Genomic DNA, 12,666 nt, shown 5'->3' with positions numbered 1-12,666 from the left:
CCGCCTTTTTGTTATAAGCACAGTCACCATTTATTATTGGTTACATCTGATTCACTTAATTGTATAGAAACAAATTAAGAGATCTATTTAGCTTACGAAGCATTACGCAATGATTTCAGAATTACACTCAAAATGAAAACTAGTATAACTGCTCCAATAAGGGCAGGGAAGATATAGAAATCCGAAATTTTAGGACCCCAACTTCCAAGAAGCATACCACCAATCCATGCACCGATAATACCTGCAATAATATTACCAATAATTCCTCCTGGGATATCTTTACCTAAAATTATACCTGCAAGCCAACCGATAAGCCCGCCAATTATTAAAAACCAAATGAAACTCATACTATCCATCTCCTAATTTTGTATTTTAAATATTTCGTTATAGTGTTTTATAACCTTTATTGAACTCTTTCAAACTATAAGGAGGAAAAAAATAAAAATTAGGAGAAGTTTCAAAGGAGATAGCGGACATTGTCACGATACATACGCTTCATATATTGACCTTTTGTATTTACATAGCAAATAGAAAGGCAAAAACCTTTTCGTTAATGCCTTTTATTTCACTTAGCTTAAATGGATCTTTTATAAGCATTCATTGTCGAAGTGTATTGAAATATTTTGGGGTTCACTAGTCCCTCACGTAAATCCATCATCCCTAATTGCCCCATTCTACTCAGTAAAGGAATCAACCAACTACCACTTGGGGCCCCTTGGAGCACTTTAATTTGGTCGGGTGATAACTTTGAAATTTTACTAGCATTAATTGGTTCTTTTGCAGTTTCTATTGTTTCTTGAAAAGCTTTCAAATCAGTTTTATACATATTTACGCCAGTTTGTTCCGTAAAACCTTTATATCCGTAAGCTCCTTGAAGGATAGTTAACCTTATACTCATATCTTCCATAGAAACCATCTTTTAATACACCTCTCTCTTCATAGTATTCAAGCATCTTCATATATCTGCTCTTTTATATTATCTGTAACACACTTTTATCATCGGGTGAAAAACGAAATTTATTAACATTATTTAACAATTATTAGTTTATTTAATTAAAAGTTAAGGCTGTAACTACACATAATTAATCGGCTAAAACTTTCCTGTTAGATAAACAAAGTATCTGATTATCTAATGGGGGTTTTTATATTTTTAAGGCTTTTGAATTATAGTATAATCAAGAAATTAAGTGGATTGAAACTAGGCCTTCCTCTGTTATTTTGATAAGTTTTTATGATATTTTTAATTAAAACAATCATGCCAGTCAAATTACCATGAGTTCGCCTATACTACTTAATGAACGATAGCTATTAATTACGGCACTAAAGGTATTTAACCTTTCGATTAAGCACTTGGGAAGTTATTCTGGAATTAAAAATAAATTACTCAAATAGGAGAAAGGTGGTTTGAAATATGAAAATCCGTAAGATTGATCATGTGGGGATAATCGTCAATGATCTTCCTTCAGCTAAAGCATTTTTTCTTGACTTTGGCCTTGAGGTGATAGGGGAAGGAAAAGTGGAGGGTGAATGGGTGAAGAGGATGGAGCAGGTAATAGGGCTTCAAGATATTAAAGAGGACGCTGCAAAATTGCGAACGTCAGCTAGTGACGCAAATCTAGAAATAGTAATGTTGCGAACACCAGACGGTGAGGCGAATATTGAACTTGTAAAATTTAACGCGCCATCAAGTGAAATAGGCATCCAGCATCCTCTAGCAAATACTATGGGTATCCAGCATATTGCCTTCAATGTTGAAGATATTGAAGCCCTCGTTAACAAATTGGTAAAGAAGGGCGCAGAACGTATTAGTGACATTTATAGGTACGAAAACGCCTATAAATTATGCTACGTTCGTGGGCCAGAAGGAATTATTTTAGAGCTCGCTGAAGAAATCAAATAGTATAGCTAATCAACAAGTTTGTTGATATGAAAAGAAACCACTAAAATGGTTTCTTTTTTGTTTCTATAGGGAGCTAATTTTTACGCTTAAATTTCACCATTTTCCCTCTTGAGGCTCTAACTTGATCATATAGTCGAAAACGAATGAATAATTCTTCACTAAACCTGAAGATAAAAAACCAAAAGGCTATCATAATCCTGAGTATTGACATTTATCCAAATAAATTATTGCGTTTTTTTCATTGTTTCGCCCTTTCATAAAATCTATAATAACTCTGTAAATGATAATCATTTTCAATTAAAGATAAATTAGAAAGGGGCAACAAATATGAAGAAATATATAGGAAAGCGAATTATACTATGGGGGAGTTTCCTCCTGTTGCTATTGATATTAGCGGCATGTAGTTCTAATAGCAACACATCTGAGGCGCAGGAAAAGGAAAACGAGAAAAATACTCAATCTGATGTGCAAGCAGAGGAAAGTGAGACAGCTGTTCAATATACAACGATTACAGGTGAACAGGTTGAAATACCTGCAGATCCAAAACGAGTCGTTTATATTGGTCAGACAGTTGGTGATTTCTTGGCGATGGATATTGCGATTGTTGGTAATAATCTTCCTAAAGATTCTCCTAGTTACTATGAAGGCAAACTTGAAGGGATCGTTGATATTGGTAATCCTGCTGACTTAGAGACGATTTTGACTTTAAAACCTGATCTAATTATTAATGGCTATTACAAGGCGGATCCAAATCTTAATGAAGAATTATCAAAAATTGCTACTACGATTCCCTTTAACCCTGCTCTTCCTTATACAGAACGAGTAAAAGAGATGGGGAATATCCTAGGCAAGCAGGAAGAAGTAGCTCAATTGCTTGCTAAGTTTGAAACAAAGTCTAACGAAATGTTTGACAAGTTTCCATTAACAGAAGGGGAGACTGCAACAGTTTTCTATCAGCTAGGTAAGACGCTTTATGTCATGGGTGATCGTAGCCTAGGTGCTATTATTTATGGAAAAAATGGCTTTGCTGTTCCACCAGCAGTACAGAAGAATATTATTGATGTAGAAGGGGTATCTTTCCTAGAGGTTTCCGAAGAGGTGCTTCCTGAGTTTGCTGGTGATCATTTGTTTGTCATTGTACAAGAGGATAGTGAAAGTGAAGCACAAGCTGATCGGTTGCTACAAAGCCCTATATGGGGAACTTTGCCTGCGGTCAAAGAGGGAAAAGTTTATGTTGTTCCTAATGAATGGAATACAGATAATTTATTAGCTTTGGAGCAATTGTTCCAAAAGCTACCAGCGTGGATGCGCAAACAGTAAAAAATGTATCCGCCCAATCAATTTTTAAACCGCTAGTATTCTAAATAGCTCATACTCGAACAATCGTTAATAGTGGGTCATTATATGTTACAATAACGATAATGAGAATCATTTTCAATGTTTGGAGAGTTGCTTATGAATCTGTCATCCTTATATATTAGACTACAACACTATGATCGATTTCAAGTTGACCGACTAATGTCAGCTAATAGCCATAATGAGGGAATAAATAATCATGAAACAAATTTATGTACATTATTGATAGCACTCAGTCCTGACATACGACTATATGTAGACAAAATGGCAATCGATCTACGACAAGGAAGCTGCACGCTCATTTTACCTGTACAAAGCTACACGGTAGAGTCAAGAAACAAAGAGGCACAGCTTGCTCGCTTTACCTTTGAAACCTTTGAGGTAGAAGGAATGACCTTGAACCGAATTGCTCATCCACCCTTGCTTTATGGTTATCCCTATCATCTGTTATTTTCTCAAGTCAAGCAGGTATTAGGAAATGAAGCATGGATAAATAATCGATTTTGTTCCTCTCTATCCACATTAGAAATGGCCATGTTGCAAGGTAGACTTCAGCAAATTCTAGCTATGATGGTTCAGTTAGATGAACAAGCTAACCTGTTACAGAACGAAGAAAAGACAAAATTGGTTCAACAAACTGTACAGTACATAGAACAGCATTATGATGAGGACTTGACAGTTGAACAATTAGCTAACATGGCTGGAATGGTAAGATGGCAATATAGTCAAAAGTTTAAAGTATTGACCGGTAAAAAGCCGACTGATTATTTGACTTATGTACGTATAAACCAGGCAAAAAAACTTCTTAGTAATTCCACTGAGCCATTGAGAAAAATAGCTCGACAAATTGGGTTTAAGGATGAATATTATTTTAGTCGATGCTTTCATAAATTAACTGGAAACACCCCACGTGAATATGCAAACATTCACCTTTATACTCCAGAAAGAACAGTTATCGATTCATTTGGTAGAAAGATTCATGTTCCTAAAGATGCAACACGTATTGTGACTGATGGCAAATTTACACTTGGGGAATTACTTGTTCTAGGCATACCCCCTATAGGAGCGGCCATCTCAATCATGAAAGATAACGTGGTTTATCACAATAAATTAAGGAACATTCATAGTATTGGGCATTGGGTCGATCCGGATAAAATAGCTCAGCTGCAGCCAGAGTTATTATTGCTTAGCTATTTTCATCCTGAACATGATTTGCAGAAACTAGATGCGATTGCGCCTACTATTATACTGAGTAGCAAGCTTAGTCTATTTGAGCGGTTACGATATATTGCTAAACTATTTGAACGGAGTAAAGCGGCAGAGAAGTGGATTACTACATATGAGAACAAAGTAAGATTGTTACGTAGGCAATTAGCAGATGTTTATGTTGCTGGGGAGACGGCGACTGTTTATCTCAAGTTAGATACTAAATATTATGTTATGTGTCAGACTGGATTGGCTGCCAGCTTGTATGAATCTCTTGGCTTTCGTCCTACTCCTAAGGTAATGCTGCTAATCGAGCAAGGGCAAGCATGGATAGAAATTCAGCAGCATCAAATAAATCACTATGCTGGAGAGCGTAATTTTATCTTGTCTTCCCCCAAAGAATTACTAACGATTACTCACTGTCCACAAATCGCCACGTTAATCGAGCTAGCTCCAGGTAAGACTCATTTCATAGATTTTACATGGAATCATTGTGATCCCATTACACGTGAACGGTTGTTAGAGGTACTACCGTCTATTTTTAAGAAGAAAATTATTCGATAATCAAAAATTAAAACTCGATACATTAGCTGGATCGAGTTTTTGCCATTAATCGTATAATTGCTCAAAAAATAATCCTGATATAAATCTTTAAAGCCTGTATGAAATTTCTGGTATAATTACATATATCTATGTTTATTTTAAGGAGTGATTTTATGAAAAAGCTATTTATAATAACTAGTTACTTAGGGTTTTTTATAGTAGGAGGTTTGACTTTTACCTACTTTTCAACAACGGAAGCAGCAAGTGACCTGAAAAAGATTAGCGTGTCTCAGGATCCAATTAATTACTATGTAGATAAGGTTGAGAAAGTACCGCCAGAAGGTCAAGCTGGATTTAATTATCAAGGCACAATATATGTCCCAATGCGATTTATTGCTGAATCTTTAGGTGAAGAAGTAACATGGGATGGGAAAACAAAATCCGTTTATATTGGTGATGTTCCAAAATTCATCGCTTTAAAAGATGTAAAACCTATTGGAAGTGATGAAGACCACTTCTTCCACAATCCAAGCTCTGTCATTATTAGTACAGGTGAAAAATTTGAGCGATCCTATCAGCTTGGTGGTTATCATGGAGGAGGCGCAGTTCAAGACCATGCAGTGGAATACTTAGCCAATGGAAATTACAAGGGATTCGAAACCTATTTGGCACCAATTAAAAAATTAGCAGCTAATTCCTTTGGAGCAGGTTTCTTGAAAATTTACGCAGATGGTAAATTAGTTTTTGATAGTGGAGCAATCAAAGATAAAGTAAAGGTTCATGTTAATTTAGATGGAGTTTCAAAGGTGAAGTTTGAACTGGAAGGTAGTGGTTTAGGTATATTAGATCCTAAATTTATTCAATAAACCTTCTACCTATTAAACAAAAAAGACGATGACATACTAATTTGTCATCGTCTCATTAAATTTAACCTCTTCATAACTATTTCAAAATAGAGAAATGTCAATACATATTTGTAAATATTTACACTTTTACTTATAAAATAGTTGGATAGTATATGGTATAATTTCATACGATACTGATACATAAAATAGGAAAAGGGAGAGAAAAGAATTTGATGAAAAAGATGATGAAACGAACGAGTGCAGCGTTGCTTGGTGCCTCATTAATGCTGACGACAGTTGTCCCTGTGATTCATGCTGAAGAGCAAACAACACCCCTAGTACCGTCGATAAGCGAATGGGCAATAGAAACATTAAATGAGGGCGAAAAATACGGGATCTACTCAACTGATTGGTACTTCGATGGTTTTCTTCAGGAAATTCCAGTGGACAAATTAAATGAACTACTAGCTTTAACAGAAAAGAAGATTGCCTCTCTAGGCTTAGCTGAAAATAAACAATACAAACCAGTAAGTGTGAAAAACGATAATACACGTGGTGATATTGTCAATCGCTTGTATAATATTGTAGCACGGTATGATTTACCTGTTGGTACAGATGCTGTTCAATTTATGAAAGAGCAAAATGTATTACAAGGCTCTCCAAATGGACTGCAGCTAGAGAAAAAGGCAACGACTCAACAGGCTGTTTTACTAGCTGTTCGTTTCATTCAGAGTACATATGCCCTTGCAGAGCAAGGATCTAAAGGGGTAGCCTGGGTAGTAGAGGACGAGGATACGCTTATCTACTTATTAGGTTCTATTCATTTAGGAACACCAGACTTATATCCATTCGATAAGAAATTAGTAACGGCGTTCGATGAATCGGATGCACTGCTAGTAGAGGCGAATATCTTGGATACGGAAGCACTTGAATACTATTCAGAAAAAGCAATGTATACAGACGGCTCAACATTGAAAGATGCTGTAGCACCAGAAACATATGCGAAGCTTGAACAAGTGGCAAAGCTTTATGGTCTTCCAATGGACCAGCTAACAGTTCAAAAGCCGTGGATGCTTTCTAGCACATTATCGATGCTAGCTATGGACGATTCCTTTGGTATGACACCTCAAGAGATGGCTATGCACGGTATCGATGTCTACTTTTTATTAAATGCACAGTTGCAGCAAAAGCCAGTGATTGAATTAGAAGGTACAAGAGTACAGGTTGATATGTTTGAAGGATTATCACCAGAGGCACAGGAGCAGTCATTAGTCGCTGTACTGGATAGTATCATTCATCCATCGGAAGAAAATCAATCTGAAGTACTTCAAGAGTGGTTTACAAGCTGGAAGCAAGGAAATGTTGAAGAGTTTGCAAAAAGCTTCCAAGCAATGGAAGGTACATCGTCTGAATTTAATGAAATGCTATTTGGTCTACGTGATGAACAAATGGCCAAGAAAATCATGAATGTACTGGAAGAAAAAGAAGGTAAGTACTTTGTTGTTGTTGGTTCAGGTCACTTTCTAATCGATAAAAATATTCGCTATCATTTGGAGAAAAACGGCTACAAGGTAAAGCCATTTTATCAATAAAGAAAAAGTAAAAAGGCAACCCAAAGCTATGAACTTAGCTAAGGGTTGCTATTTTTAGTTGCACCGATATTCATCGATAGATATGATTATCTAAAGGAATACTTTTATGTAAAAAAAGACCAATCATTCATTTTGGTGATAGAAAGGGGACTTATGAGCATTGCTAGGAAGTATTGGCTCATGCTATTTGGCTTTGGTTTCTCGTATTTAGGAAATTGGGTGAATCTAGTTGCCCTCAATTTATTAGTTTGGCATTTAACAGAGTCGCCTACTGCTATGGCGAGTATATTTATTGTAGGACCGGTTGCTCGAATTTTAACAAGCTTTTTTGCAGGCTCCATTATTGATCGATCGAATAAACAAAAATTAATGATCTATAGTGATATTATTCGTGGCATATTGATTTTATTGTTACCTTTTACGTCCTCTATTTGGCTCATCTATTGCGTATTATTTTTATCTAATATAGCAAGTAGCTTTTTTGGACCAAGTAGTACCTATTATATTTCAAAATATATTCCAGACGAAGATAAACAATCCTTTAATGCAATATTAGGAATGTTTAGCTCAGGCTCATTTTTAATTGGGCCAGCATTGGCTGGGTTTATCATTGCCATTTCCAATGTATACGTAGCGTTTTGGTTTAATGCATTGACGTTCTTTATCTGCGCGCTCTCTATTTTTAAGCTTCCCGTAGTAGAAGATCATCAGGCCATGCACCGAAAACCTATTACTTGGAGGATGCTAAAAGAGGATTATGGTATTGTCTACGCTTATATTAAAAAAGAGCAAGTCTTTGCCAAAGTATTTCTTTATTTTCAAGGTGCATTGATGATTGCCTTTGCATTAGACTCACAGGAAGCAACATTTATTAAACAAAACCTACAAGCTTCAGATAGTCTATACGGTGTCATCGTTAGTATCGCTGGGATTGGGGCAATAATTGGTGGAGCAAATGCTGCTCGCTATGCTAAAAGGTTTTCAACAAGACAATATATTGTCTATGGTCTGCTTTTGACCACAATTTGCTATACATTGTTTTACTCTTCACCGAATGTGATAATGGCGATTGTTAGCTTTATAGCATTAGGAATATGTATGTCATTTTGTAATGCAGGCTACAGCACCTTTTATCAAATAAGTGTACCCACATCAATTATGGGCCGTTTTGGTAGTGTTTCCACAATGGTCATTAATGTGCTACAGATTGTCTTTACGTTAGCCTTAGGATTGCTAGCGGAATGGCTCTCCCTACAAATGGTTTGCATCACCTTTGGAATCGTAGCAATTTTCATCTCTCTAGTTTTATATGTATTTATGCATTCAAAATCTGCCTATGAAGGTTTGAAGGAAGAGATTGTCTAAAAGTCCTGTCAGGCTATTAAATGGAGAAACTTAATTGCTTCTAATGAAGGTAGAATTATTGGACAGATAGCGATTAAAGGATGTTATTTTAGTAAAAGTTAGCACTCATATAATGATAAAATCATTCCAAAATAACCTTATGTCACAATTTGAGGAGGTTAACATGGCTAATTTAAGACATCGAAAACCAGATGATCGATCCAATAATGTTGAACGCATTCGTGATATTGTTAAAAATACTGAAGAGAAAGTGCAGGAAGCAGAAATGAGTATGGAATTTGCAGATCCTCTAGAAAGTAACAGGCTAAAGGAAAAAAATAAGCGACGTAAACAGTCAATTGAAGCTTTAAAAGAGGAAATGAAAGATGAAATGACAGCACGAAAAAAAGGTGAAATTTAAAATTAGTTTCTAGAAGAATCAAATGTGATTCATGATATTGCCTACACTTACCATTCCCCAGTTGGCAAAAACAGATGGATTAGATGGTCCATAATGGACTTCTATATTGCCATCTGTTTTTATTTTGCACATGTTAACTGGATTTTTTTACATAAACACTAAATTAAAAAAGTACGTATATGAATTTCTTAAAAAAATGAACCTTTTCTAGTAATCATTTGTTTATAACGTAGAACCATCAGAAAGGAGTGCCTTGGATTGACAGAACGTGAATTATTCGATTCATACAACAAAGATGTTTACCGTACCTGTTATTACATGCTACGGAATGCCCAAGATGCGGAAGATCTCTGCCATGATGTATTTGTCACCGTCTTTCGTCAGGATTGGAGAAGTGTAGAGCATACACGTGCTTGGATTTTACGAATTGCGATGAATCAATGTTTAAATTTGCTTAAAAGAAAGCAAGCTCAGTTAAAAAAAGTGAGTCAGGTACAGTTGCTGCAGGAGCAAACTACGGCATCAGTTAAATCTGTAGATACCATTGTATTGGAGAAGGCAGCTGAGGAGGAGTGGGAGGCACTACTCAGACAGCTACCAGAAAAGTTAATGGCTGTTGTCACCCTACGCTACATTGGTGAGCTATCATTAGTGGAAATTGCGGAAACCTTAAAGATTCCAGTGGGAACAGTGAAATCGAGACTCCATAAGGCATTGAAAATCATGCGCAAAAAACTAGAACAAAATCAAAATTTATGGTTGAAGGGAGAGAATCAATTTGGAACGCATTGAAAAGAAATTGAAAAAAGAGATGAACGCAGACCATAACATAAAGTATCCTGACTTTGAACAAATGTGGAACAGTATCCAGCAGGATGAACTAAAAATGGTAGATGAACCGATCGAAGTTCTACCTCGAAAAAGAAAGAGATTTGTTTTGGTTGCAGGATTAGCCGTCGCTCTAATGGCTACACCTGTCTACGCAGCACTGAATTATGATTGGTCAACTATTCTTTCTTATAGAGCTGGTATTCAGTCTGCATTAGATCAAGGCTTAGGGCAGACGATTGAACAATCTGTTACGAAGGATGGGTTTACGCTAACTGTACATACGGCGTTTATCGATGATAACAGAACCTTTCTTTTGTATAGTCTGAAACCTGATGCCTCTTGGGATGGAGAGGATATAGGCTTTGAACATACTAGGCTGAAAGATTCAAAGGGTAACTTTATTGAAGGGAATTATACACATTCTTGGAATGAGGAGCTTGGTACCTTTCAGGGTTATTTTGAAACGGATTGGGTTGCTGAAGGACAGATGACAGATGTGGAGCTTATGATGGAGAATATTCAATTCATCAGCGATAAGAAATATTCTATCGACTATAATCCAAATGACTTAACTACGCAAGTGTTCCCTATTCAAAAGGATGGAGTTGACACGGTGTCTATTCAATCTTTTGCACAAGATGAGGGTAAAATATTGCTTAAAACGGCAGTTACACTTACAGATTTAAAAGTCCGAAATACAGGGATATTCATTGAGGCGATTAATAATACGAATCATTCAATTGAAACAGGGAAAAGATCTTTCATGGGAAAACAGGGAGCAAAAGGAGAATATTTTAGTCAGCAACTATTCGAGTCTGAAGCCTTACAAGAAGAGGGAACTAAATTCCAAATTTCTTATAATCGCATACTAGAAACAAAAGAAAGCACTTGGAATATGCAACTAAATCTCTCTAAAAAACAACTGGAAAATACGTCATTTAAGAAAGTACTAGATATTCCAATTGACAATGTGCCTGGTGGAACTAAAATTCATGAAATGACGGTTACACCGACCCAAGTTCGATTGATTCTTACTCAAGAAAAATACGAAACTTTCCCTTATATGGATTATCAACTGGATGTAGGTGGAACTTTATTGACTGGGTATATTTCGGGTGAGGATGGAAATCCTAATGAAACAGAGCTACGCTTTGAAATAAATGGACTAAATGCAGCTTCTTTGGAAAATCAGTCTTTAACTTTCGTTGCTAAGAACCGTGTTGAAGGTTTATACGGAGACGACAATTCAATTCAATTAACAAACATATCAGCAAAGCCTCAAAGTGTAACATCTAATATAGCAGGGTACCCAATTTCATGGACTTATTATATAAAGGACAATAACCTTTATGTCGAATCATTAAGCCCGGATCCAGGATTTGCTGGAGTCAATCAAACCTATTATTTAGAGGGTAAAGAAAAAATCTATGGGACGCCTGAATTTATGGGCATTCTTGAAAATAATAAAAGAATGGATGTTTATGAGAATTTTGACAAGAAGGAGCTAGAAATTCTAATTTATAAATATTTAACTAACAAGGCAAATGATGAGCTACGTATACCCCTTACATTTGGAAAATAACTAAATTAGTAATCCCATCTATTTGACTTTTACTATTCAAATAGATGGGATTTTTGCTATAAAGATTAAAGAGCTTTACATAAAAAGAAATGTATCATATAGTTTAGTTAACTTAAATAAATTAATTATTACAGGAGAAGATACATGACCTCTAACGAAAAAACACAAAAATCTTTTGCTTATAAGCTTGGATTAGGTATTATTATCTTTTCACTTTCTTTATGGTTAATCCCAATTATTACACCTTTCACACCGATACCTACAAAAGTAAAGGCAGGAATTATACCAGGAAGTATTATTTTGGCTGAAATCTTATTTTGGCTTGGTGCTTTACTTGTTGGAAAAGAAGTAGCCAACAAATTTAAAAGCTATCTAAATCCTAAAAAATGGCGAGAAAAAGGTGACACTCAAAAAAATGAAGAATAACCAGGTAGCGGAGCAAATAAATCAAACTATTGAAGATATTTGGATCATGCTTGAGAAAATGGAAAGAGCTTATACTAATTTCTCCTTAAATAATCAGCAATATGTTCTTTTAACATTAGTGATGCGTCATCCGTCCTGCTCACCTTCAGAACTAGCAGATAAAATGGCTATTACAAAAAGTGCAGTGAGTCAGCAATTAACCAAGCTTGAACAGGATGGCTATATAGTAAAAAGGCAACATGAGGAGGATAAGCGTGCCTTTTCTGTTGAATTGGGTGAGAAGGGTCTATTATATAAACAGAAAGTTGATGCCTTTAGTCAACAGATTACAGAAAAGTACCAGACTAACTTAACAACTGAAGAGTTAGCTGAAATGTTAGCTACTCTAGAAAAAATGAAAAAAATACTGTATGAATTTTAGAAAAAGTTTGACATTTTATCGGGTGTGTCTTATAGTAACCCTTAATATAAAAGGGGGAATAAACATGGTCATTACTCTTGTCCAAGCATTCACAATAAAACATCATCATAATCACTAGTCTTGCTATCTTTATTAAATTATTAATATTGAATAGGAAGACTATTTCTCATGTAATCGTATAAATAAAGCTGATTTGAAG

Annotated in this window: 13 protein-coding genes; 11 read left to right on the top strand and 2 right to left on the bottom strand. The window is 35.6% G+C overall.

Features of this window, described 5'->3' with window-relative positions; all coding sequences use genetic code 11:
• Positions 1-92 precede the first annotated feature (92 nt).
• Together PSR12_RS22640 and PSR12_RS22635 are read right to left on the bottom strand one after the other, a co-directional pair.
• Positions 93-347, bottom strand: coding sequence for a GlsB/YeaQ/YmgE family stress response membrane protein (locus PSR12_RS22640; RefSeq protein WP_004225307.1), 255 nt, complete (start codon positions 345-347; stop codon positions 93-95).
• A gap of 227 nt (positions 348-574) precedes the next feature.
• Entirely contained in the window at positions 575-916 is a 342-nt protein-coding gene (locus PSR12_RS22635) for a hypothetical protein (protein ID WP_221681790.1), read from the bottom strand.
• 495 nt (positions 917-1,411) lie between these two features.
• Here PSR12_RS22635 and PSR12_RS22630 point away from each other — a divergent pair, with 495 nt between their 5' ends.
• The 11 genes from PSR12_RS22630 (at position 1,412) to PSR12_RS22580 (ending at position 12,467) form a co-directional block, all read left to right on the top strand.
• Positions 1,412-1,900, top strand: coding sequence for a VOC family protein (locus PSR12_RS22630; protein ID WP_274770622.1), 489 nt, complete (start codon positions 1,412-1,414; stop codon positions 1,898-1,900).
• A 327-nt stretch (positions 1,901-2,227) separates the two neighbouring features.
• On the top strand, positions 2,228-3,220 hold the full coding sequence (locus PSR12_RS22625) for an ABC transporter substrate-binding protein (RefSeq protein ID WP_274770621.1): 993 nt from the start codon (positions 2,228-2,230) through the stop codon (positions 3,218-3,220).
• A gap of 135 nt (positions 3,221-3,355) precedes the next feature.
• A complete protein-coding gene (locus tag PSR12_RS22620; protein WP_274770619.1) occupies positions 3,356-5,026 on the top strand; it encodes a helix-turn-helix domain-containing protein in 1,671 nt (556 codons plus the stop codon).
• A gap of 152 nt (positions 5,027-5,178) precedes the next feature.
• Positions 5,179-5,871, top strand: coding sequence for a stalk domain-containing protein (locus PSR12_RS22615; RefSeq protein ID WP_221681786.1), 693 nt, complete (start codon positions 5,179-5,181; stop codon positions 5,869-5,871).
• 212 nt (positions 5,872-6,083) lie between these two features.
• Complete coding sequence (locus PSR12_RS22610; RefSeq protein WP_274773502.1) at positions 6,084-7,442, top strand: TraB/GumN family protein; 1,359 nt, start codon at positions 6,084-6,086, stop codon at positions 7,440-7,442.
• A gap of 153 nt (positions 7,443-7,595) precedes the next feature.
• Positions 7,596-8,807: an MFS transporter gene (locus PSR12_RS22605; protein ID WP_274770617.1), complete on the top strand. Its 1,212-nt coding sequence runs from the start codon at positions 7,596-7,598 to the stop codon at positions 8,805-8,807.
• A 163-nt stretch (positions 8,808-8,970) separates the two neighbouring features.
• A complete protein-coding gene (gene tlp / locus PSR12_RS22600) occupies positions 8,971-9,207 on the top strand; it encodes a small acid-soluble spore protein Tlp (RefSeq protein WP_004225290.1) in 237 nt (78 codons plus the stop codon).
• A gap of 258 nt (positions 9,208-9,465) precedes the next feature.
• Complete coding sequence (locus tag PSR12_RS22595; protein WP_004225288.1) at positions 9,466-9,999, top strand: RNA polymerase sigma factor; 534 nt, start codon at positions 9,466-9,468, stop codon at positions 9,997-9,999.
• Positions 9,986-11,620, top strand: coding sequence for a DUF4179 domain-containing protein (locus PSR12_RS22590; RefSeq protein WP_274770614.1), 1,635 nt, complete (start codon positions 9,986-9,988; stop codon positions 11,618-11,620). The genes PSR12_RS22595 and PSR12_RS22590 overlap by 14 nt, the downstream gene beginning before the upstream one ends.
• A 144-nt stretch (positions 11,621-11,764) precedes the next feature.
• Positions 11,765-12,046 carry a transporter suffix domain-containing protein gene (locus tag PSR12_RS22585; protein ID WP_103118974.1) on the top strand — a complete coding sequence of 94 codons (282 nt, stop codon included), beginning with the start codon at positions 11,765-11,767 and terminating at the stop codon, positions 12,044-12,046.
• Positions 12,036-12,467 (top strand): MarR family winged helix-turn-helix transcriptional regulator, encoded by a 432-nt coding sequence (locus PSR12_RS22580; protein ID WP_221681762.1) that lies wholly within the window; start codon positions 12,036-12,038, stop codon positions 12,465-12,467. Before PSR12_RS22585 ends, PSR12_RS22580 begins: the two co-directional genes overlap by 11 nt.
• The last annotated feature ends 199 nt before the right edge of the window (positions 12,468-12,666 follow it).

The sequence above is a fragment of the Lysinibacillus sp. G01H genome, from assembly GCF_028872195.1.
In the GTDB taxonomy this organism is placed as follows: domain Bacteria; phylum Bacillota; class Bacilli; order Bacillales_A; family Planococcaceae; genus Lysinibacillus; species Lysinibacillus capsici.
The sequence above is the reverse complement of the archived record's forward strand: the minus strand, read 5'-3'. Positions and strand labels throughout refer to the sequence as shown.